The organism is Rhodopirellula baltica SH 1 (assembly GCF_000196115.1).
GTDB lineage: Bacteria > Planctomycetota > Planctomycetia > Pirellulales > Pirellulaceae > Rhodopirellula > Rhodopirellula baltica.
In genome coordinates this window covers 5,098,148-5,120,043 of the sequence record NC_005027.1, presented here as the reverse complement: position 1 = coordinate 5,120,043, position 21,896 = coordinate 5,098,148, and the positions used below count along the sequence as shown (strand labels likewise).

18 protein-coding genes are annotated in these 21,896 nt (G+C 55.0%); 4 read left to right on the top strand and 14 right to left on the bottom strand.

All coding sequences use genetic code 11. The features are described 5' to 3' along the window. Window positions 1-133: 133 nt before the first annotated feature. Window positions 134-1,750, top strand: a complete 1,617-nt coding sequence (locus tag RB_RS19525; RefSeq protein WP_011122345.1) for an arylsulfatase — start codon at window positions 134-136, stop codon at window positions 1,748-1,750. A 447-nt stretch (window positions 1,751-2,197) separates the two neighbouring features. Here RB_RS19525 and RB_RS19520 read toward each other — a convergent pair whose 3' ends face one another. The 3 genes from RB_RS19520 to RB_RS19510 form a co-directional block, all read right to left on the bottom strand. Continuing rightward, the gene (locus RB_RS19520; protein WP_231845801.1) at window positions 2,198-3,616 is read right to left on the bottom strand and encodes a hypothetical protein; all 1,419 of its coding nucleotides are present in this window, start codon (window positions 3,614-3,616) and stop codon (window positions 2,198-2,200) included. Between the two features lie 56 nt (window positions 3,617-3,672). Further along, window positions 3,673-4,797 carry an HlyD family secretion protein gene (locus RB_RS19515; protein ID WP_164922246.1) on the bottom strand — a complete coding sequence of 375 codons (1,125 nt, stop codon included), beginning with the start codon at window positions 4,795-4,797 and terminating at the stop codon, window positions 3,673-3,675. A gap of 178 nt (window positions 4,798-4,975) precedes the next feature. Then, on the bottom strand, window positions 4,976-5,389 hold the full coding sequence (locus tag RB_RS19510) for a DUF3302 domain-containing protein (protein WP_011122340.1): 414 nt from the start codon (window positions 5,387-5,389) through the stop codon (window positions 4,976-4,978). Between the two features lie 348 nt (window positions 5,390-5,737). Here RB_RS19510 and RB_RS19505 point away from each other — a divergent pair, with 348 nt between their 5' ends. Further along, the gene (locus RB_RS19505; RefSeq protein ID WP_007340894.1) at window positions 5,738-7,147 is read left to right on the top strand and encodes a DcaP family trimeric outer membrane transporter; all 1,410 of its coding nucleotides are present in this window, start codon (window positions 5,738-5,740) and stop codon (window positions 7,145-7,147) included. A 40-nt stretch (window positions 7,148-7,187) separates the two neighbouring features. On the opposite strand, the gene RB_RS19500 is transcribed toward RB_RS19505, so the two are convergent. Genes RB_RS19500 through RB_RS19490 form a run of 3 tightly spaced genes read right to left on the bottom strand, consistent with a single transcriptional unit; the run spans window position 7,188 to window position 11,052 of the window. Beyond that, window positions 7,188-8,126, bottom strand: a complete 939-nt coding sequence (locus RB_RS19500) for an SHD1 domain-containing protein (protein ID WP_011122338.1) — start codon at window positions 8,124-8,126, stop codon at window positions 7,188-7,190. Between the two features lie 32 nt (window positions 8,127-8,158). Then, window positions 8,159-10,084, bottom strand: a complete 1,926-nt coding sequence (locus tag RB_RS19495; protein WP_011122337.1) for a chromosomal replication initiator protein DnaA — start codon at window positions 10,082-10,084, stop codon at window positions 8,159-8,161. Then, a complete protein-coding gene (locus tag RB_RS19490) occupies window positions 10,081-11,052 on the bottom strand; it encodes a nuclear transport factor 2 family protein (protein WP_011122336.1) in 972 nt (323 codons plus the stop codon). Before RB_RS19490 ends, RB_RS19495 begins: the two co-directional genes overlap by 4 nt. Window positions 11,053-11,230: 178 nt before the next feature. Here RB_RS19490 and RB_RS19485 point away from each other — a divergent pair, with 178 nt between their 5' ends. Next, entirely contained in the window at window positions 11,231-12,667 is a 1,437-nt protein-coding gene (locus tag RB_RS19485; protein WP_164922245.1) for a carbohydrate porin, read from the top strand. 25 nt (window positions 12,668-12,692) lie between these two features. Here the strand turns inward: RB_RS19485 and RB_RS19480 are convergent, their stop codons facing one another. The 8 genes from RB_RS19480 to RB_RS19445 form a co-directional block, all read right to left on the bottom strand. After that, window positions 12,693-14,006 (bottom strand): BatD family protein, encoded by a 1,314-nt coding sequence (locus RB_RS19480; RefSeq protein ID WP_011122334.1) that lies wholly within the window; start codon window positions 14,004-14,006, stop codon window positions 12,693-12,695. Then, complete coding sequence (locus tag RB_RS19475; RefSeq protein WP_011122333.1) at window positions 14,003-14,632, bottom strand: tetratricopeptide repeat protein; 630 nt, start codon at window positions 14,630-14,632, stop codon at window positions 14,003-14,005. Before RB_RS19475 ends, RB_RS19480 begins: the two co-directional genes overlap by 4 nt. Further along, window positions 14,632-15,585: a vWA domain-containing protein gene (locus tag RB_RS19470; protein ID WP_007333663.1), complete on the bottom strand. Its 954-nt coding sequence runs from the start codon at window positions 15,583-15,585 to the stop codon at window positions 14,632-14,634. The genes RB_RS19475 and RB_RS19470 overlap by 1 nt, the downstream gene beginning before the upstream one ends. Continuing rightward, window positions 15,582-16,619 carry a vWA domain-containing protein gene (locus RB_RS19465; protein WP_164922244.1) on the bottom strand — a complete coding sequence of 346 codons (1,038 nt, stop codon included), beginning with the start codon at window positions 16,617-16,619 and terminating at the stop codon, window positions 15,582-15,584. The genes RB_RS19470 and RB_RS19465 overlap by 4 nt, the downstream gene beginning before the upstream one ends. Continuing rightward, on the bottom strand, window positions 16,613-17,122 hold the full coding sequence (locus RB_RS19460) for a DUF4381 domain-containing protein (RefSeq protein ID WP_011122331.1): 510 nt from the start codon (window positions 17,120-17,122) through the stop codon (window positions 16,613-16,615). Before RB_RS19460 ends, RB_RS19465 begins: the two co-directional genes overlap by 7 nt. Further along, the gene (locus tag RB_RS19455; protein WP_164922243.1) at window positions 17,119-18,048 is read right to left on the bottom strand and encodes a DUF58 domain-containing protein; all 930 of its coding nucleotides are present in this window, start codon (window positions 18,046-18,048) and stop codon (window positions 17,119-17,121) included. Before RB_RS19455 ends, RB_RS19460 begins: the two co-directional genes overlap by 4 nt. A 42-nt stretch (window positions 18,049-18,090) precedes the next feature. Beyond that, a complete protein-coding gene (locus RB_RS19450) occupies window positions 18,091-19,050 on the bottom strand; it encodes an AAA family ATPase (RefSeq protein WP_164922242.1) in 960 nt (319 codons plus the stop codon). A gap of 298 nt (window positions 19,051-19,348) precedes the next feature. After that, complete coding sequence (locus tag RB_RS19445) at window positions 19,349-20,884, bottom strand: arylsulfatase (RefSeq protein WP_007324038.1); 1,536 nt, start codon at window positions 20,882-20,884, stop codon at window positions 19,349-19,351. Window positions 20,885-21,520: 636 nt separating this feature from the next. Here RB_RS19445 and RB_RS19440 point away from each other — a divergent pair. Further along, on the top strand, window positions 21,521-21,712 hold the full coding sequence (locus RB_RS19440; RefSeq protein WP_007324036.1) for a hypothetical protein: 192 nt from the start codon (window positions 21,521-21,523) through the stop codon (window positions 21,710-21,712). Window positions 21,713-21,896 lie beyond the last annotated feature (184 nt).

Genomic DNA, 21,896 nt, shown 5'->3' with positions numbered 1-21,896 from the left:
ATATTATTGTTGCATTCAAAATGCAAAAATGCTTGAGAGTGTTGAAGCATTTTATTGGAGCAATCTTGTTCCGGCACCTCTGTGAGTGGCAGGCAAACGTCGGCAAGCGAATCATCAGAGCTGCTCAGTCGGCATGAACATCAATATGGAGCAGCAGATGGTTGCAAAGTGGTTGCGTGGTTTTGGCATTTTGTGCGTTCCTGCTTTATGGAGCGTGTCGATTTGCAACGCGGACACGCCTGGGTTGGATCGAACCGTCGTTTCGCTCGAGAATCACGAGGCGGCAATCCCGCTTGCAACGCAAGATCAGGCCGCGGAAGACAAACTGGCTGAGATCAAAGCCAAGCATGGAAAGCGTCCGAATATTCTGTGGTTGGTGGTCGACGACATGGGGTACGGGGATCCGGGATGTTATGGCGGAGGTGCCGCGATTGGTGCTGCAACGCCTAACATTGATCGGTTGGCCAGCGAGGGATTGAGGCTGACGAGTTGTTATTCCCAGCAGACCTGCACTCCAACTCGTTCGGCGATTCTGACCGGTCGTTTGCCAGTCCGGACGGGGCTGACTCGACCGATCTTGGCCGGAGACAAATTGACTCGAAATCCTTGGGAAGACGAGGTTAGTCTTCCGAAGCTGTTGAGTGACGCCGGTTACTACACGTTGCTGACCGGGAAGTGGCATGTCGGAGAACCAGTTGGAATGCGTCCGCACGACATCGGTTTCGATGAGTACTACGGGTACTATCCTGCCCAGAAAGAAATCTCTCAGCGATTCGATGAGCGACGTTTTCCCGATTTGGTCAACAATCCGGAACGGGCACGCGCCTTTGAGGCAATCGCACCGGACAACCATCTGACGCATGGTTTCAAGGGTGGCCGGACAGAAAAGCTGAAGCAGATTCAGTCCACGGAAGACATGGGGCGCGCCGAAAAGGTGCTAGCGGATTTTACGATCCAGCGGATCAAGGAATTGGCCAAGGAAGACCAACCTTTTTTCTTGGAGCATTGCTTCATGAAGGTCCACTGCGACAACTTTCCCAACCCCGACCTGGGACCTTTGAGCGCCGCGAAATACTACTACAAAGAAGCGGTTGCAGAGGTGGACCTGCATGTTGGCGAAATCATGGCTGCGTTGAAAGAAGCTGACGTCCTAGGAAACACGTTCGTGTTCTTCACCAGTGATAACGGACCGCAAATGGACGGATGGCCTGATGCAGGGTATACGCCGTTTCGTGGCGCCAAAGGAACGACTTTTGAAGGAGGCGTTCGCGTTCCGGGGATTGCGTATTGGAAAGGTGTTGTTTCCGGTGGGCGACAAAGTGACGGATTGTTTGATTTGCTCGATTTGTTTGGTGTGTCGCTAAAGTTGGCAGAAATCCCGACCAGCGATTTGCCGGTAGATCGTTACTACGACTACATCGATCAAACGTCCTTCCTGCTGCAAGACGATGGGCAATCCAAACGTGAAGCGGTCTACTTCTGGTGGGGGAAAGAACTGATGTCCTGCCGCATGCACGAGTACAAGGTGCACGTCAAAGCGGTGCTGCCGGAATCCACGCACATGCACATCGACTATTCAACTTTGGTTGATGTCGGTTTAGCGCCTTGGCTGTTCAACCTCTACATTGATCCCAAAGAGCAGTTGCCCGTGGGGCACCGACGCAATGCGTGGCTCGCAACGGTTCTAGGAAAGCTGAAGGCTCATGCGACAACTTTCAAAAAGTATCCCGCCAAAGAAGTTGGACTCTAAGAAGCTTGAGAAGACGCTCGCCGACAATAGTAGGCCAGCACCATGGAAGTCGAATGGCAAGTCTCACCTTGATGGGGCGACTCTGTACAGACCATGCTCGGGAATTTGTGTTCGACATCGTAGGGCTGCAGAGCAACAAAAAACCGATCGACAAACCAGTTTAAGTCTGGTGTCGATCGGCTTGAAGAGCGTCGAAGGAAGGCAATTTGTTGCTTAGCACAACGAGCAAAGGATAAGTGTCGGACAGAGAGTGTGGTATAGGTTTCCTGCCTGTGTTCCTCGCAATCACAGGCTGGAAGCCTATCAGGCTGTTGATTTAGTCGCATACCGAATGACAATCATTAGCCGTTGGGCGTTAGCCCCGGTTGGCGTCTAATCAACCGCCGCTAACGCGGTGCGGCTCAATACATCAACAGCCTGCTATGCCACTTGTTTACCGCTCAGTCCTTAGAACTGCATTTTGTACTTCTGAGTCATGTCGCGACGCATGGCGGCGGTCAGTTTGTCGATTTGGTTGAGCGCTTCGCGGTAGTTTCCATAGGCGTTACCTTGGGCGATGGCACTGGTGACACGCTGATAGTCGGAAGTGCTGTTGGAGTTGTAGTATCCATAGCCATCGTTGTAGTAGCCCGTGTCCAAGCTTTGACTCGCTTTGACCTTTCCGGCATCGATGTTGGTTTGACGAACCGTCAGTGCGTTTCCGCGAAGAAGTTCGGCCACGTTGGTTCCGTACTGAATCATGTCGGGGTCGACATTGAGCGTGCCGAGTTCATCAATTTGGCGAGCACGTTGATCGCTCCACTTTGCCATCGCCCCGGCGGTCTGCGATTTGTGGTCACGTGTGTGTTCGATAATCGAGTTGACTTCATCGAAGTAATGCTTGGATTCGTAGGCAACGCGTTGCTCTTCGCTCTGCTCGGACAGGCTGGCTCGTGCGGCGGCCTGTTGAGCTTGGCTTTGCAGGCTGAAGATTCCCATCAAACCGCTGAGGCTGGATTGAGTGATGGGACCTTTGAGTGAAAGAGCATTTCCGTCGACCGAGACTTCCCATTGTTTGACTTCCGGAGCGTCAGTTCCGTTGCGTTGAAGAATTTCGGCAAGCAATTCGGGAGCGATCAGTTTCAACGAGGAGGGCGATTTCGAAAATTCGAATTTGGCGATGCATTCGTTGAGGCTTCGTCGGCCAACGATGATGCTGCAACCTTGGATCGATGCCAAAGTGCCAGCAACGGATTCGGGCGAGTTGGATTTCAGTGATTCGAGTCCTTCGAGCCGAGTCTTCAATGGGATAGGCGATAGAACGTTGTTCAAATCAATCGCCAACATGAACGACAGATACGACTCCGGTTGCTTTGCATGGGCGCTCAAAAACGGCGTGTACTTCACGTCGATGACTGGAGTCAACCATCCCGCCAGCAGCGAGCGGTCGGTCGGACGAAGGATGCCCAAACGTTCCGGGTGGTCCTTGCCAGGAACGAAATAGGTTTGATTGGGAGCATGAACGACATCTTGGTTGACGACATTGTCGACATAGCCACCCAATCGATCAGCCAATTTTTTGGCGTCGACGGGTTGATTGAGGACGGCATATCCGGCTTCCCATTTGGGACGCAGGGATCCGATGTCGAGGTCAGCGAGAAACCAGACTTCGCTGACTGTCGAAGCAGCGGCTGGGGAGAAGCCAGCGTCCTTCATCAATTTGTTCAGTGCAGGAACGTTGACGTAACCGATGGCGTTGCCTGGAGCAGGTGAGCGATCGAGCAGCAGTTCGATCTTGGCCTTTTCTTCAGCCTGAATAACAGTTGAAGAAATTGAGAAAAGAAGAGCAAGGGCCACGGCAGGGCCTGACTTCAACAGCGTTCGCATGGTTTCGGCTCGGTACGTCAAAGGATGTGGATCAAAAGTGTCGATCCGCGGAGCGATTAGAAGAGATAGTTCATCCAACTGTTCGCACGGATAAGAAACATGATAGGAATTCCGGCAATTTGGACGTCGCCAGTATAGACAGCGGCTTGCCCTTGTGCACCGCCGGGCAGCGGGTACGAATCAACGTCGTCAAGCTGGATCCGAACCGCGAATTGCGTTGGTTTTCCGTCCGCTAAGTCCGTTGGGACCATGCCGCCGGCGACCAATTGACCCTTGCCGGAAACATTGATCGAGTTGAGCACTCGCCCGGTTAGTATCTCACCTGGATAGGCGTCCATTGCTAGTTCTGCGTATTGATCGGTCCTGATCCTTAAGAAGTTCTTTTCGACGAACACCGCGACGACGACGCCTTTTTGACGTTCGTCCGTGTCACGAATGAACGACATGACTGGGCCGGTTGCCGGTCCCAGCAGCATGCCGGGATGAACCTGAAGGTTGGTCACATAGCCATCCGCGGGTGCTTTGACGGTGGTTTGCTGAAGGTCGTACTCCGCGTTTGCCAACGTCGTTTCGGCTTGTGTCTGTTTTGCTTTTGCAACTCCAACCGAGATGCCGGCTTGTTTCAGAGATTGTTCGGCCTGAGTCAGAGCGGCGTCGGATTGTTGAAAGAGAGTCACTGCGCGTTCCAGTTCGTCCTGGCTGGCGCCTCCCGATTCGCGAAGCTTTTGGTAACGATCGCGATCATTGGTCGCATAGGTCAGATCGGCTTTGGCACGCACGAGTGTCGCGCGTGAAAGTTCAACGGTCGACTCGGAAAGCTGAACATTCTGCTTGGCTTGCTCGAGTCCCGCCTTGGCAACCTCCACCGCGTTCTCGTATGGAATCGGATCCACGGTGAACAAAACATCGCCCGCTTGGATCGGTACGTTGGGCGAGACGAAAACTTCCTTCACCCGGCCGTTGGTCGATAGTTGAGCGGTGATCGGATCGATTTGGGCGATGACAATCGCTTGCTTCGTGTAAGGGTGAAAGTACTGGGCGCAGAACAAAAGGACGACGATCAATCCGGGACCAACCGATGCAAGGATGATGGCCAAGGGCAATGAAAGTCGCATGAGCTTCAGCTTTGCGAAGACCAACCAAATGATTCCGCAGTAGACGCCGCCGAGAATCCAACTCATGACGATTCTCCTTGAGATGGTTTGGAGTCCAGTCGCGCAATGCGTTTTTGTAACGAGATGATTCGACATGCGAGGTCATCGCTATCTGCCATGACGTCTGGCTCGGCGGGCGTGGCTTCGGGAGCGTTCAAGCTTCGATAGAGGTAGATCACGAAAACACAACTCAGTATGGCAGGGATCATGACTGGGCTCCGCTTTGAGTTTGCTCAAGTGAATCCACCAGCGTTTCAAGTTGTCGGACTTGGGTGGCAAGTCGATTGGTCTGGTCGGTTGAGACGTTGTTACCACGAGGCCCCATGTGTGCCCAAACCATTGCCAGCACCCAAACGATTCCAGTGGGCAAACCCAGCCAGCCGGCGACATTGACCGCGTCGGCGAATGGATGGTGTCGTCGGCGGGCGATTTTGCCTGGGAGGGCGGCCAAGCCCACGATGCAGGCCAAGATCAACACAGCAAAGACGAGTAGGAAAACCAGTGAGACAATGCGAAGCGCCGGGCCGGCGGATTGCAGTCCATATTCCATGGCAGGCTCGATGTTCGAGATAGAAAACGCGGTGATGATGAGTCCCAAAACGCTGTCTCTGGTAAGCAACCGGCATCACTGAGAGGTTATGTAAGTCGCCCACCGGAACATCGCTCATCATACCGGTGGGGTCCAATCGGAACCAGCAACACGTCACGTTGCGTTTGGTCGTTTGATGGCGGAAAGACAAACAGATCGTTGTTCATTTTCGATGAAGAAAGCTGCTGAATGGCCAAGGCGTTAGATTCGGGAGAATCGTTCAAGTTTGCCAACGCGGATGACGAAATCAACATTGATTCAAAAGCTGCTGCGCAGAAATTTTGTCGCGATGGCGGGTTGTTGTACGAATCAGTTGGAGCGAGTTGGTGTCCGGTTGATCGCTGGCAATTACGAGGAATTCATCCCAATCGAAGATGCATGAGTTCCAGCTTCAACCCAAAGACGATCTTTGAGCTTGCCTTCGGGCGATTGCTCTTTCTTTTGATCAGCCTTGGATTGCTCTCGTCACCGCTCAATGCGGAGGACAGCTTCGCATCGCTCTTGCGATTGGCGGAGCAGGATCAAATGGAAGATCCGTTGCTATTGACGCAGTTCACTGAATTCAGTGAAAGTTTGGACGCGATCGAATCGCCCGTCACGGAAGTTTTGCAGGAGTTGGACGAAGGATTGTTGGAGCGTTCGGTTCGCCAGTCCTTTACATCCGATTCGTTTGATCGTTCACGAGGCGAGCAGCAGCAAAACAACTTCACCGCGTTTCCTGATTTTGATCGTGGGATCGTTGTGTACGGTGAAGAGGCCGCGTTGAAGATTGGCGGATTTGTCAAAGCGGATTTCATTTCCGACTTTGATCCCATCGACTCGGTGGATTCGTTTGACACCAGTGAGATTCCTGTTGGTGCCGCGGACCGCAAGAATGCTCGCTTCCATGCACGCTCGTCGCGATTGAGTTTCGATACTCGATGGAAAGTTCAGCAAGAGGTAGTCCGAGCCTTTGTGGAAGCGGACTTTTTCGGTGGCGAGGATGGTAGCAATGGCTCACTGAGGTTGCGTCACGCCTACGGGACGATGGGCTATTTCACAGCAGGACAAACGTGGACCACGTTCACGCATCCATCCGCCGTTCCACAAACGTTGGATTTCGAAGGCGCCGTTTCGAACGTGAATCGACGTCAAGGTTTGGTTCGATTGGATCTGCCGCTGGGTGAATCGGGATGGTCGTGGGCGGTTTCGCTGGAAGACCCACGCATTGAAATTGACATTCCAATCGGTGTCACGGGAGAGGGACGTACGGAAACGCCTGATGTGATCACACATGTGAAATTAGAACGAGACCGTGGCGATTTCCAGGCGGCGTTTGTGATTCGCGAATTAGGTTTTCAGCCGGTCGGGGATCCGGTGCTGACGGATACCGCGTGGGGACTGAACTTCACCGGATCGGCCAAGTTCCTGGAAGACACGCGGGTTTATTCTCAGATCACATTCGGAGAAGGGATCGGTAGCTATCGAGGATCGCCCGATGTGGTGTCCACCGGCCCGAACACCGCCGAGATCTTGCCAATGTTCGGATGGATGATCGGGCTGAAGCACGTTTGGAACGAACGCTTGACATCCAACCTGACCTATAGCGAGTTGACGCTCGATCCGATTGCGGGTCAGGCGGGAACCAACCTGCGTTCAACCAACTATTTGGCGGTGAACCTGATTCACAACCCGATCGACCGCGTATTTATCGGAATCGAGTATTTGTACGGAAATCGAGAGAACCAAAACCGCAACCAAGCCGATGCGACTCGGTTGCAAATGACGTTCGGTTTCTATCTGCCCTGACGATTCAGAGGGGGGCAGGGCGACATGTGTCGTGCCAGTTTCAATAGCTGACTTTGCGGACACCGATCATGGAATAGCCCGGGTAGTTTGGCAGAACCATTTGAGTCGCGGTCAAGCTATCTCGAGCGGTCACCATCACACTGGTCGGCCGTCCATAGATACCCACGTTGGGAGCAATCTGGACTTCCCAAACGGATGTCAGTCCAGTTCGCACGGCAGCCATGTTGAACTTGAGGACTTCCAATTGTTGCCGTTGTTGCTCTTGCGCCATCGTTTGCTGGTAGTGAGATGCTTCGGAACGCATCATCAAATCTTCGCGGGCACGAGCTTCTTCGTCGGAGTGATACTTTTGCCAGTTCTCCCAGCCGGCTTGAAGAACGTCGAGGTCCTCTTCGCCAAACATAAAGAAAGGGACCGCGATTTGGTCGCCCGAAGGCAACTCCATCAACACACCTTCCAGCGGGTATGTCTTGGGTTGCCCGGCAAAGAGCGAGACAAATTTGTTGAGGTCGGATTCTTTCTCCAGAGGCGTTTTCTCAAGCACGCTGAGGACACGCAGGATGAGTTTCTGGTGCAGCGGATCAAAGGTTGAGAAGGCTTTGCCGTTGATGGTCACGGCGCCCAGTTTTCGATCCAGCGTGTATTCCTTTTTTCCATAAGCGAGAATTTTGGCACGGATCTTCAGGCCATCTCGAGAGGTCCAGGTGTGCATCTCGATGTCGCCAGAGGATTCCCGTTCAGAATCGTCCTTGGTTTGCTTCTTGACGAAATCGCGATCCTCTTCGGAGAGATCTTTCAATTCGACCGCGGCCAAGCGACCGGAACCACGTCGCTTCAAAATCGCCGTGGTGTCATTGGATCCAATCAATTCACCTTCCAATTTGTATGCGCCATCAGCACTGGTCCAAGTGCGAGGCTTGGCACTGGCGAACGAGGCGGTCGAGAGGACGGCGGCAAGGAGAAGGAAGTGACGAAGCATGGTGTTGTCTCATCGGAGTGGTTGAAAAGGAATCAGTTTTCGTCGTTGGACGTGTCTCCGGATTCGTCGTCAGATGAATCCGCTGATTCGTCGGAATCTTCGGGGCTGGGCAATCGCACAAGCATGTAAGTGTCTTGTGTCTTCGTTCCAAAATGAACCAAAACGGAGGCTTCATCCTGGGTCAAGTTGTACAGGCCTGTTTCAGCGACGACATCTTCGCTCTCGCCAATTCGCATAGCGACCCGTTGAGTCTCTTTGTCGACTCGTCCTTGAATGGCCTGAGTCTCATCCGTCTTTTGGTTGTAGAGCGTTCCGGAAATGATTCCTTCTTTGTTGACTGCGAGCTGGATCACTCGATCGGGGTCAACATCGTCGGCATCCGTCGTCAACGCGAAGGTTCCCAAGGGGAGCCATTCGGATTGTTCAGCGGACTCTTCATCTTCGGGGGCTTCGACGGTCGCGAGGTCAGCGGCGGTTTGCGCGAACTCTTCGGTCGTCGCCACTTCTTCGCCACCGATATAAACACGATTGTCTTGATAGGTCACGTTGCCTTCGCTGCCATAGTCATAGTAGACCGGTTGCGAGAGCGTCGTCGAAGACGCAGTTGGTGTGAACCAGTTGGTGACCATTGGATAGGTCGGTGTGCTCCACCAATACGTGTAAGGGTAATATCGATACGAATAGAAGTAGTGCCAACCACAGAACCGGAATGGGTGTCGAACCCACCAATTCGGTCCAAAACCATGGTAGTGCCAACCTCGGCGAACTTGATTGCCCCATCGATGGAAATGATCAAATCGATGTGGCGGGATGGTGGGCCAATTGCTGACGTTGGCCATTCGGTTTTGCCAACGATTGTTGATCTGGTTGACTCGATTGTTGTCGAGGTTCGCCCAGCCAACTTTGTTGTTGATGATGTTGTTGTTGCCGATGTTGACATCGCCGATGTCGATGTTTGGGCGACGGTCGGGCGGCAATCGATCACCGGGATTGGGACGCTGATCCAGGCCGGGACGTGTTCCTGCCCCAGGACGATCGGCGAGCGACGGGCGGTCGCCGTTGCCTGGGCGATCTCCGATTCCAGGTCGGTTGCCATCGCCGGGCCGATCACCCGTACCGGGTCGGTTTGGTCGTTCCGGGCGATCAGACAAGTTTGGACGTTCGTTGCCGCCGGGACGCAGAGGACCATCAATCCCAAGGAAGTTGCCGACATCTCCAGCGGATGGACGCCCCCCAGGAAGTTTTCCAAAGTCGGGCATACCGGGGCGAGTGCTTCCGCCGGGACGATCTCCGCCGGGCAGATTCGGCCGACTGGTGTTTGGACGATCAATGTTTGGTCGATTGGAGCCTGGTCGGTCGGAGCCGGGGCGATTCGATCCGGGGCGATTCGAACCAGGACGGTCCAGCTCGGGACGGTTGCCGGGCAGGGTGCTGGGGCGATCGGGGCGATTGGACTGGTTGCCGCCCGGACGTGTGACTCCGGGTTGGTTCGAGCCAGGGCGAGAGAGATCAGGACGCGACGTGCCTGGCCGAGACGGGCGTGATCCGGTGCTGGGAATGCTTGGCCGACTGGTGTTAGGAATTCCGGTGCTGGGACGGCTGGTTCCGGGACGGTTTGTATTGAAGTTAGGTGGGCTGATGTTCGGGCGACTGAAGTTGTTGCCGCCAACATGTGGCATGCTGGTCTGAGGTCGATTGACGGGCATGCGGTTGCCACCACTGAAGTTGCCGCCCATGTTTCCGCGATTGAAGTTCGCACCTCCGCCCATGCTCGGACGAGCTCCACCCATGCTGGGTCGTGCCCCTCCGCCGCCTCCAAACGATCGACCGCCTCCACCGCCGCCTCGCCCGCCAAATCCGCCGGCATCGAGCGATGGTTGCAGCATGGTGCTGATGGACAAAGCGATGCAGACCGACACCCAACGCAGAGGCTGCATTTGATTGATCAAAAGATTCATTGGTTGGCTCCCGATGGGGTCGCGGTGTTGGTCGAAGGTTCGATGGTCGATGAGGTTTCTGTTTGCCGGGTCAGCGTGACGGCCTTGCCGTTGGGAAGTGGTTGACCATTGACGACACGCGAAATGATTCGAACGGTCATCGTGTCTTGATCAATTGGTCGAACAATGCACGTCGCGGTCGCTTGTCCACCGTCGGCGAGAGTTTGTGTCATCTCCATTCGCCAATGATCCTCCTCGCCTGCCCAGTGACCACTGCCAAAGCTGCCATCGGCAAAGTAGGTCCATGATTTCACAAGGTTGGATCGTGGGTCATAGCCAATCATCTCGTAGCCGATAGGTTCAGCACTCGATCCCATCTGAAACGTGCGACGCAGGAAACGATTCCCGGGTAAGAATTCAATGCGGCTGTTCAGTCCATCCTCGGCGTCCTCTTTCCAAGTTCCCACCAGCCAGGTGAGCGACTCGATCGGGTTTGCGGATGCAGCGGAGTCAATCGATCGTTCGGTGATCGATTTGATAGTCCAACCTTCTGATGTTTTTACCAACGCTATCTCGAATGAGGAAACTTCGTCGGGGGCATCTTCGGATGTCAGCGTTGTCGTTCCGCGAACGGTCGCCTGATTGGGATCGGTCTGTTCGATGTCTTCGACGCTCGCACTGAGTTTGAGCGTTGGCTCGGCCTCCACGGCGGTTCGGATCAAATCAATCAATTCGGTGGAGGAGTGTGCCGTTCGCCCTGATGTTTCATCTTGGTAATGAACGTCCGCCGCGAGGAACTGGCCGAGTGAATCCAATTTGCGATCATTGAACGCGTTGGCGTATTGTTCCAGCCTTTCGCGAACCGGCGAAGCCAAAGGAGATTCGGCAACGGTCGGTTGGCTGTCTTGTGCGACGAGGCCGGGAGTGGTCGATCCGAAAATCGCCGCGGTGAGGCATGCACCGAGCAGCAGTGTGGGGCCTGAATTCATTTGTGAGTGTTCCAGCCAGCAGTTGAAAAGAGAGGTCGGAGCAGGGCAAATGCCGCCGATGATCGTCCTCTAATCTTAAAGAGTCGGGTCGCGAATTGCTCCTGCCGAAGACCAGATAATCCGCAGAACTTGATCTTCCAGCGAAATTTCCGAAGCATTGTTTTTTAGCATTCAGGAAATGAACGGTTCCGGTGCTCAAACAACCGAAATGGAGGGTGTGAATTGTTTGGACAATGAAGCCTTTTTTGAGCGATTTCGAGGCACCTCGATGGACCAAAACCAATCTGCACAGAAGCTTCACATTGCGAAGGTTGTTCTTTGCGCCGCCTTCATTTTGGCGAGTTTTGGTGTGCAAGCTGCGCATGCTCAGGTGGACGATTGTTCTCCGTTGTTCGGGTGTGATTCGCTCGGATGCGATTCGTTGTCTTGTGATTCCGCCTTGTGCTGCGGCGAAAACTGTTTGGGTGAGGATTGCCTTTGCAAATCGATTCGCCAATGTCTCGCGGACAGTGGAATCACATTTTCAAACAATTTGACCCAGTACTACTTTGGCACGGTCAGCGGTGGTCTCGAAGAAACCGCCCGTTACGGAGGCCACGGTGACTATGTGGCAAACCTGGATCTTGGAAAGCTCGGTGTCCACGAAGGGTTGTATCTCAAGCTGCGGGCCGAACATCGATTCGGCCAAAGCATTGGTGAGTCCGCGGGCGTGATTTTGCCGCCCACCTTGGCCGCCGATTTGCCAGTCGCTGATAGCGAAGGTTTGTATCTGACCAATGTGCTGTTCACGCAGTTTTTGTCCGAACGTTTCGCGGTTTACGCCGGCAAACTGGATACGCTGGATGGTGACACCAATGCTTACGCGAGCGGTCGAGGTATCACCCAGTTTTCCAACGTAGCATTCATCGCTAACCCAATCGTGTTGCGATCGGTTCCTTATGCTTCGCTTGGTTGCGGTTTCATCGTGATGGGTGAGGAAGGTGAACCAGCCTTCAACTTCTTGGTGATGAATCCAACCGACACCGCTGATTCCGATGGCTTTGATGAGCTGTTCGCCGACGGAGTGGCCGTGTCCGCGGAAATGCGAGTTGCGACCGATTGGTTGGGGACGCCGGGGCATCAATTGATTGGAGCCTCTTGGAGCAGTCGCGACTACGTTTCATTGGGACAAGATCCCCGAATCATTCTGCCCAATGTGCCGATCAATCGTGCATCCGATTCGTGGTCGGTGTACTGGAATACGGACCAAGCGTTGTGGGTTGACCCGTGTGACTCGACACGTCACTGGGGCTACTTCGCTCGGGCTGGAATCGCCGACAGTGATACGAACCCGATCAGCTATCTGCTCAGTGCAGGTTTGGGTGGTGCGAGTCCGCTTCGCGATGGGGACACGTTTGGTGTGGGGTATTACTACAGCGGAACGAGCGACGAGATCGGGCCTTTGTTGGTCGGAGCCTTGGGGCCCATCGGCGACTCGCAGGGCGTGGAAGTCTTTTATCGCAGTCAGTTGACCGAATCGATTTCGGTGACACCAGATTTTCAGTGGGTCGACCAAGCCCGCGAACAAGTCGCGGATGCGTACCTGTTGGGACTTCGGATGAACATTGCGTTCTGAGAATGAAGCAGCCGTTTCGCTTCGATCAAGTGATGGGGTTTAAAGGCGGCAGACTTTCGTCGGCAATGACATCACCGGATGGTGGCCGATGAATGTGTTGTTTGAAGGTCTCGTTCAAGGCTTTGCCGCCCCAAGCGGAGATGGCCGACGAAGTGGTTGCAGAAGTTTGCCCGTAGAGTTGACGATGTAAATCCAAGACCGACGATCGCAAGTCGTTTGAGAGACGAACGTTCTCGGGTTGTGTGTTGAGCCACTGGTTCCAAGCGGTCTCAGCCGCGCGGGCATCGTTTGCATGGCACGCTCGGACGAGTTTCCGAGCCGCAACTCGGTCGGGCGGATTGAGGCGAAGCTTCAGCGAACGCAACCAGGAGGCGATGCGGTTGAATTGCGTCGCGACCAAAATGGCCAGCACGCCGAAGGTCGAGATCGTCCATACCAACGGTTGCCAGTTGGGATCTTCCACCGTTGCGAGTTGTGGCTGAGGAGCAGCAGCGACATCGAAGGTGGCCTCCGGCAAGGTATGTGAACCGTAGGATTCATCGTCCGGCTTCCACCACACATACCGGATCGCGGGCAGGGTGAGTGTTCCGGAACCTTTGAATTGATACGTCACCGTGTCGATTCGTTCGCCCAGAAATTCACCACGCTCTGTTTTGTCAGTGACTTGCGGAGATTTGACGTAGACCTGGATGCCGTCGGGAGCGTTCGTCGGCGGCGGGGCGAGAACCATCCCGGAGACTTGGTCGGCCTTTTGCGTGATGGTTCGGTGAATCACGTCACCTTGTTTGGCCTCACCCGGTGGTGGATCCCAGGTCTCTTGAACGTTGATTTTGTCAGCGGTGACCAGAAAAACGTTGGGATCGTAGTCAGGAGGTTGTTGAATCTCGACGGTCACGTCGGAGGTCCGCTGTTTGTGGTCCGTGGCCGGTCCAGTGAAACCATCTCGGTTGGCGTAGCGAACTTCGAACGCGGGAATTTTGACGGTTCCGGAGGTTTGCGAGTACAACGCGAATTCGTGAGTTTGAACGAACCAGGAATCGTCTCCGACATCCTCGGAGGAAACCACGGGCGTTCCGACTTGTAGGATCACGGTTCGGGGGATCTGTGGCAGCGAAAAAGAAGTCGCACCCACGAACGATCCGGGCGCACGAACTTTGACGTAGAACGGCAGACGTTGTCCCACCCAGGCTTTGGGTGTGGGGACTTCGATTGTGACCGGCTTTGGCGGTTCGTCAGCCGCAATGGCAGGAGCAACTTCCAGTGCAAGAGCCCATGCGAGGGTGATCAACAGAACGTGCAGTGGTGCTGCACGAAAAGCATGTTGCGAATGAAGAGTCACTGAGGTTCTCCTTCGCTGTCTTCAATTTCGGCTGGTTCGTCTTTCGCATCTTTGTTGCGATTGGACATTTGGTAGCGGAACTTTGATTTCAAGAAATCAGCGGGCTTGGTTTGCACCTGCCGCAGCCAAACTGCTTGCACCGACGCATCGTTGACAGCTTGTTCAGCGGTGATGTCCGTGTCCTGGCCCTCGTTTTGCTTTTTCTTGTCTTTGTCAAACACAATCTCGTCGGCCCCGAGACGTTGGTCACCGGCGTCGCCACCTTTGGACTCGGTCGCTTTTTTTCGTGCCTTTGCGAGGTCCAGGTTCTGTTGGGCTTCCGTCCAATCCGTGCGTTGCTTCATTGCGTCTTCATAGCTGGCAATCGCTTGGTCGTACTTTCCCAACATCAACCAGCAGTTGCCGAGATTGAATTTCGCCTCGGGACCGGACGCTCGTGAAAAGGATTGTGCGGCGGACTTGAATTCGCCGGCGCGGTACCAAGCGACACCCTGCCACATCGGATCATCAAATGCGTTGGCCGCATCGGTGTATCGTTCCTGCTTCATTTGTCGCTGGCCAAGTTGGTCGGGAGTCCACCACCAGCTCGACCAACCGATCACGCCTAGAATGAGCCAAGTTTTCATCAGGAGGCATCCTCGTTGGCGGTGCGTTCGCGGCGAAAAGACAATGCCACTATGGCCGCGAGCAACGGTGATAGCCAGTAACCGGATTCTTGCCAGCGGTCGCTTTGTCCCGCGATGCCCGATGTCGAACGTCGTTCTGCGAACTGGATGATTGACTGGATGTCTTGATCATCCACGGTCAGTGGAACCCGAGTGCCGCCGAGCGTTTTTGCGATGGCCTGAAGCGATGCGGTCTCTTGAGAATCCTCCGGCAGCAGACTCAATATCTCGATGGGTGGTGAGCCGATCGCTTGATGAGCCGCGGCGACTTGTTTGGGATCGACGCTGGCCTGATTCGCGATGATCAACAACGTCGCACCGCCTTCTTCGCGGTTGATCAAACGACCCGCTTCGGTGATCGCTTGGTCAAGTGCATCGCCCGCGACGGGCATGATGGCGGGGCTGATTTCAGCGGCCATGTCCGCGACGACCGTGGTGTCTTCGGTGGGCGGCAACACGGTGTGAGCGGATCCGGAGTAAGCGATCAAACCCAGCGGATCGCCTTTGCGTGCCTCGGCCAAGTCGGCGATTTTGAGAGTGGCCCGTTCCAGCGGCGTGGTCGTGAGCGCGGCCGACGCCATGGTCTCGTCCGCTTTCATCAAAATGATCAATGGTTGAGCGTCCTGGGCAAACGGATTGGCTTCCACTTGCCAAGTGGGACCCGCGATCGCGACGACGCACACCGTCCATCCAGTCAACAACCATGCGACCGCTGGGAATCGTTGCCACCAATGCGAGGATCGTGGCCCATCGTGGTGAGCCAAAGCATCGAGCAGATCGGAGTCGATTTGGTTCCGCCACCCTCGAAGAGGATCACGACTGCGATGCCACATCCAAGCCAGACCGAAGGCCACCGGAATCAGCAGCAAATACGCCGGCCGAATGAAATGAAATGCGTTCCATGCACCGATCATGCCGCCACCTCCATCTCGCCCGTGATCGGATTGACGTGGATCCGTCGGTCTTGTTCAGCGGGAGTTGTGTGACGTCGGCCTCGCCAGGTTGCAATGGCTTTTTCAAACATGGACAGCAGCAATGCGATCAGAAGCGGCCAGTAGTAGATGTCGGTGCGTGGGCGGTGGCTGATGGTTTGGATGGTCTGTGTTTCGATTTTGTCGAGCTCGTCATAAATCCCCGCCAAGTGCTCTCGGTCCGCGGCGAAAAAGTACTTGCCGCCAGTCTCCGAAGCGACGTCTTTGAGGCTTTGTTCGTCCAGCTTGTCTTCGCCGACGGTCGTTGGGTCGCCAATGGCAACGGTGTAGATCTTGATGTCTCGCTGAGTTGCGACGCGAGCGGCTTCGACCGGAGGGACTTTGCTTTTGGTGTCGTTGCCGTCGGTCAATGCGATGATCGTTTTGGCTCGCTCGGTGTCTTCGTCGAACAAGTTGACGCCCAGTCCGATCGCGTCACCAAACGCGGTTCGTGGTCCAGCCATGCCGACTTCGCATTCACCGAGAAGTTCCTGCGATAGCTGCAGGTCGGTTGTGAACGGAGCCTGCAGGTAAGCGGCATCGCCGAAGACGACCAAGCCGACTCGATCGCCTTTGCGTTTCGCTAGGAAGCCGTCGAGAACTTCCTTGACCGCATCCAGTCGCGAAACCTTTTTGCCAGCATCATTCTTGAAGTCTTCTTGTGCCATTGAGCCCGACAAATCAACGAGCAGCAACAGGTCACGTGTTGGGATCTCTTTTGTGATGGGAGGTTCCAGCCATTGAGGTCTCGCAACCGCAGTCAACACGCAAACCCAAATGGCAACCGACAACACACGTCGAGGCCACGTTTGCGGCTGGGTGCTGTTTGAATGCTTGCCACCTAGGACTTGTTGCAAGCGATCGCCGAAGGGAACTTGGACGGAGACTTGGTGGCGTTGCTTGGGCGGCAAGAACAGACGCACCAACCAAGGCAGCGGCAGAAGGAAGAAACACCAAGCGTAGGCAAACGTCAGCATGATCGTTCCTCGCTGGTGGTGTTGGAATCCGCCGAATTTGGCGAAGTGGATGGATGCTGAGTGATCCAAGTGGCGGCGAACGCTCTTAGTTCATCCAGTGATTCTGTCTGGGTGTCGCGATAGGCTGCGGTTGCCAATTGTTCGTGAACGGTTGGCGAAAGCGATGCAGCGGACTCGTTTGGAATTTGTTGCGACAACCATTCTGGCCAGCGGTCGCCTGTCATCGCAGCTAGCTTCGATCGCGAGGTGGTTGCCAGGGCAGTGCGGCGGAGCAGTTCCGAGATTGCACCGACCGTGTTTGCGGATTCCAGTTCGCGGATCGCTTCGCGGCGGTAGGCGTTCGCTTTCCAGTTTCGCCAGTTTTTCCACGCCAACCAGCCGCAGGTCGCCAGCAATCCCGCGATCAGCACATACCATCCCGGCGCGAGTGGCCACCAGGGAACGGGGGCGGGCACGACAATGTCGTTCAGCCGATCGAGGCTGGTTGGGTCGCTGGCCTTCATGCGGTGTTCCCAAAGAGAACCCGGATTTGCTCCGCGACAGGTGTGGCCGTGGAAAGTGGCATCAATGGAATTTGCAGGGAACGGAAAACGCTTCGCCAGTGCGACAGGACTTGCCCGAATGCTGCCTGGAAGTCTTCCGGGAAGGAGTTGTGATCCGGGATTTCCCAGGTTCGTCCACCGTGGCTAGCCAACATGTCAGGGGCACCGGTCAATCGAATGCCAAGCGGGTCGTAGACCGCCGTGACAAGCACATCGTTGTGAGCGGCGATCCGAGTCACGAGGCGACTGGTTTCTTCGTCCGCTCCATCGAGGTCGCTGATCAATATTACCAAGTGATCATGCCGAGCGATTCGGGATGCGTTTTCGAGAACTTGATTCAAGGTGATTGGTGCTGCCGCGGATGGTGTCGTTGGCGAGGGCGATGGTGCAGCCAGCTCTTGATTCAGTCGAACGATTTGATGCAGCAGGTGCAGGACTCGGGTCTGGCTGCGGTGCGGGCGGACTTCCGCGATTTCGGTTTCGTTGAACACCAACCCGCCGACCCGGTCGCCGCTGGCAAGTGAGCGCCAGGCACCCATCGCGGCCAATTCGGCGGCCGCGACGGATTTCATTGCTCGTTGGCTTCCAAAGAACATTGGCGTGCGTTGATCGATCAGCATCAATACCGGTCGTTCGCGTTCCTCGCTGTAAACTCGGATGTGGGGTGATCGCAGGCGAGCGGTTGCCTTCCAGTCCATTTGACGAATGTCATCGCCCTGTCGGTATTGGCGAAGTTCTTCAAAGGACAGCCCGCGGCCACGAAGCCGCGACGCATGGCGTCCGGCTAGCAGCGATCCGACTGGTTGACGAGGAAGTAGCGAGAACCCGCGCGCATCTGCCTTGCATTGCAGCAGATCTTGAAACGTGACGGTGACTCGGGCGGACATGGGCAGCCTTCGTTCAAAGCGGGCAATCGAAAGCAAACTCGATCAGACAGGGACCACGTGCTTCAGCAACGCGTCGATCACTTGCGTGCGAGTCACACCGGCGGCTTCCGCTTCGTAGGTCAAGTGAACTCGGTGAGCCAAACAAACCGGTGCCATCGCACGAATGTTGTCGGGGGAAACGAAGTCTTGTCCAGCTAACCAAGCATGCGCCCGTGCCGCCGCGTCGAGTGCCAGCGTTCCACGAGGGCTGGCACCAAGCCAAATCCATTTTGGCAAGTCACCTTCGTAGCGATCCGGGTGCCGTGTCGCCATGACCAAATCGACGATGTACTTTTCCGCGGAGTCAGCGACATGAATCGCACCGACTTCCTTTTGTGCGTCAAAGATCAACTGCTGCGAGACCGTCTCGTGCGCCGCAGAGGTCGCGCCGGTCTTTTCGCCTCGAACCAATTTCAAGATCGATGTTTCGTCTGCGTCTTCGGGATAATCCACTCGCACGTAGAGCATGAAACGATCCATCTGCGCTTCGGGCAGTGGGTAAGTTCCTTCTTGCTCAATCGGGTTTTGGGTGGCCAGCACCATGAATAGTTCTGGCAGTTTATGTGTTTGCGATGCGACCGTGACCTGCCGTTCTTCCATCGCCTCCAAGAGAGCCGATTGGACTTTGGCGGGAGCTCGGTTGATCTCGTCGGCCAAGATCAAGTTGCCGAAAATCGGGCCTTCTTGAAATTCAAAGGTACCGTTTTGTTCGCGATAGATTTCCGATCCCGTGACGTCGGATGGCAGCAAATCGGGGGTGAACTGGATGCGTCCGAATTGGCTGTCGACCAGATTCGACAGTGTTTTAACCGAGCGGGTTTTAGCGGTCCCGGGCAGGCCTTCCATAAGGACATGGCCTTTGGCCAGCAAGGCGACCAGGATTCGTTCCACCACGGATTGCTGGCCAATCACGGCCGCGTTCATCGCGTCGGAGATTTGCTGGATGGTTTCCCGCGGCGTCATGCAATTGTTCCAGTGGAGAAGATGAAAGATTGTTTGTAGTGGCCGTGTTTGCACATCGCAACATGGCGGTGGGGACTCCATGAAAAACGGCCTCGCCCAAAGATGGGGGTGAGGCCGTTGATGCAGAGTTTCGTGGCTCGGCGGATAGGTTCGGGCCAAGCGTGGCAAACAAAAGCCGACCTAAGCAGGGATGATTGGGTTTCACCTTGTGAGCCGTTTGGGCGTTAGCCCCGGTTTTGCGTGGGAACCGTGGCGAACGCCAAACGGCCCACATACCCGATGACACCTGCGTACCTGCCTAATTCCGTGGTGGCGAAACTTGTTCGAGTTTCTTGATCCACTCTTGGGCTTTCAAGGTTTGATAGTTGATACCAGCCGCGTTCAGGCTGGATCCCGATTGCCAAGGGTATTTCGGAATGGTTGCCATGAACTGTTGAATGTAGTTCTGCACGGGGACGAAGGTCCACATGTTGTCGGCGTACCAGCGAAAGTAACCCAGCGTGCCTTCTTTCCACATTTTTTCGTAAGGGTCGGCGCGAAGGTTGATGATCAACGGCCAGCCCGGGATTTCTCGCGTGCCGGTGGCGATGTTGCCGTTGACGGTCGCGAAGTGGATCTTCCAGTTCTGGACGCGAACCGCGTTCAGGTCGCCGCCTTGTCCGAAGTAGTAGATTTCTTTGCGGGGCCCTTCTTTGGCGTCACCTTTGAAATAGGGCAAGAAGTTGTAGCCGTCCGGGTGAACTTTGAATTCTTTTCCGTTGGCGTTGTAGCCTTTCTTCATCTTTTCGACCAAGTCGGGCTCGCCCGCCGCGGCTGCGAAAGTGGGCATCCAATCTTCTTGCGAAATGATGTCGTTGTAGACCGTTCCAGGCTCGATCACGCCAGGCCATTTAACCAACAACGGGACACGGAAACCGCCTTCCCAAGTCGTTCCCTTTTCACCATGGAATGGGGTGATGCCTCCATCGGGCCAACTGAACGTTTCAGCGCCGTTGTCAGTGCTGTAGACCACGATCGTGTTATCTTCGATGCCCAAATCTTTGATCTTCTGAAGCACTTTGCCGACATAGTCGTCGTGCTCGACCATTCCGTCGGGATACAGCCCGATGCCGGTGCGGCCTTGTGATTCTTTCTTCAGGTGAGTCCACACGTGCATGCGGGTCGAGTTGTACCAAAGAAACGCTGGCTTCTCTGATTTGGTGGCTCGTTCGAGGAAGTCCATGGCTTTGGTGTGGACTTCTTCATCGATCGTTTCCATGCGTTTCTTGGTCAGTGGTCCCGTGTCTTCCAAGCGACCATCGGCGAACGAATGGATGACCCCGCGAGGTCCATACTTCTTTCGGAACTCAGGATCTTTGGGGTAGTAATAGGTTTCAGGTTCTTCTTCGGCATTGAGGTGGTAGAGGTTGCCGAAGAATTCATCGAACCCGTGATTGGTGGGCAAGTGTTTGTCTCGGTCGCCCAAGTGGTTCTTGCCGAATTGGCCGGTCGTGTAGCCTTGTTCTTTCAACACGTCGGCGATGGTTGGTGTCCAGTCAGGGATCCCGTGTTCGCTACCTGGCATGCCGATGGTCAGCAATCCGGTGCGGAATGGATGCTGGCCGAGGATGAACGAGGCTCGTCCAGCGGTGCAGCTTTGCTGAGCGTAAGCATCGGTGAACATCGCGCCTTCTTTGGCGAGACTGTCGATGCTGGGCGTCTTATAACCCATCACACCATGGTTGTAGGCACTGATGTTGTGCACGCCGATGTCGTCACCCCAAATGACGACAATGTTGGGTTTGTCTTGGGCTTGTAGCGACAGAGCAGGCAGGAGAGCTGCCGCTATGAGCACGAGTCTTGAAACAACGGACATCGGTTGGCTCCGAAAGAAGTCGGGAAGGAGAAGGTTGCATTTCGCAACCGAGTCATTCTTCGCGAAGCACCCAGCTCGTTCAACTGGGTTCGATGAGTTTTTGTGCAAGATAAATTGAATTTTTTACCGGTCGATTTACCCGGTCGATTTGCCCAATCACTTCGAACGCGCACGCATGGATACAGGGGGGTGCTGCGAAGTTCTGACCCTGTGTTCTGCGATTCCATCGGGACGTCACGGTTTGTTGTTCGCCAACACCTTGGCGAGGAAGTTGGCGGCTGCCGGCTTGATTTAGCAATACGTTTGACGTGTTCGTTCCGAGGCCGAAGGGTTTGCTTTGAGGTCGGGACAGAAGGTCGCATCCAAATGACCACGCATGCCCAACATCGTCATTGGGAGGCATAATGTTTCGACGTGAATCGTTTTTGCGGCGACACAGTTGATTGGTGAGTCGATCGTTTTGCTGCGATCGCGGTCGTTTTGCAATCGATTTGAATGTAAGAAAAGAGATGTTCTGCCCGATGTCGCCCTTGGCAAATTGGTCATCGGAATTGCAGACCAGCCGGACTCGCTGGCGGAAGCTCCCCACCAACGCCAAGCACACGAAGAGAATCGATGGAACAGTTTCGAGGTTTGTGGCGTGACACGAAAATCGTTTGGATGATTTTTGTCTCGATCATTTTCGCGTTCGCGTTCTTTGTTTCGTGGTACTACCTGCTTTTGCTGCCATGTTTGCCGGTGTCGTTTGTGTATTTCGCATTCATTCGATACGACGATGAGGGCAACGAGCGAGGTGACTTCACTTAGCAGGCTGTTGATTTATTGAGCCGCACCGCGTTAGCGGCGGTTGATTAGACGCCAACCGGGGCTAACGCCCAACGGCTAATGATTGTCATTCGGTATGCGACTAAATCAACAGCCTGTTAGGGAAAACGGGACGCTTGTTGCCGCATCGGATCTCGCGTAGAAGGGAGGAAACCGGAACTCTCAC

Bases quoted from the DNA above. Each gene is read 5' to 3' on its own strand.
- RB_RS19525 (WP_011122345.1), top strand. From the start codon at position 134: ATGAACATCAATATGGAGCAGCAGATGGTTGCAAAGTGGTTGCGTGGT.
- RB_RS19520 (WP_231845801.1), bottom strand. From the start codon at position 3,616: ATGCGAACGCTGTTGAAGTCAGGCCCTGCCGTGGCCCTTGCTCTTCTT.
- RB_RS19515 (WP_164922246.1), bottom strand. From the start codon at position 4,797: ATGAGTTGGATTCTCGGCGGCGTCTACTGCGGAATCATTTGGTTGGTC.
- RB_RS19505 (WP_007340894.1), top strand. From the start codon at position 5,738: ATGAGTTCCAGCTTCAACCCAAAGACGATCTTTGAGCTTGCCTTCGGG.
- RB_RS19500 (WP_011122338.1), bottom strand. From the start codon at position 8,126: ATGCTTCGTCACTTCCTTCTCCTTGCCGCCGTCCTCTCGACCGCCTCG.
- RB_RS19495 (WP_011122337.1), bottom strand. From the start codon at position 10,084: ATGAATCTTTTGATCAATCAAATGCAGCCTCTGCGTTGGGTGTCGGTC.
- RB_RS19490 (WP_011122336.1), bottom strand. From the start codon at position 11,052: ATGAATTCAGGCCCCACACTGCTGCTCGGTGCATGCCTCACCGCGGCG.
- RB_RS19485 (WP_164922245.1), top strand. From the start codon at position 11,231: ATGAACGGTTCCGGTGCTCAAACAACCGAAATGGAGGGTGTGAATTGT.
- RB_RS19475 (WP_011122333.1), bottom strand. From the start codon at position 14,632: ATGAAAACTTGGCTCATTCTAGGCGTGATCGGTTGGTCGAGCTGGTGG.
- RB_RS19470 (WP_007333663.1), bottom strand. From the start codon at position 15,585: ATGATCGGTGCATGGAACGCATTTCATTTCATTCGGCCGGCGTATTTG.
- RB_RS19465 (WP_164922244.1), bottom strand. From the start codon at position 16,619: ATGCTGACGTTTGCCTACGCTTGGTGTTTCTTCCTTCTGCCGCTGCCT.
- RB_RS19460 (WP_011122331.1), bottom strand. From the start codon at position 17,122: ATGAAGGCCAGCGACCCAACCAGCCTCGATCGGCTGAACGACATTGTC.
- RB_RS19455 (WP_164922243.1), bottom strand. From the start codon at position 18,048: ATGTCCGCCCGAGTCACCGTCACGTTTCAAGATCTGCTGCAATGCAAG.
- RB_RS19450 (WP_164922242.1), bottom strand. From the start codon at position 19,050: ATGACGCCGCGGGAAACCATCCAGCAAATCTCCGACGCGATGAACGCG.
- RB_RS19440 (WP_007324036.1), top strand. From the start codon at position 21,521: ATGGAACAGTTTCGAGGTTTGTGGCGTGACACGAAAATCGTTTGGATG.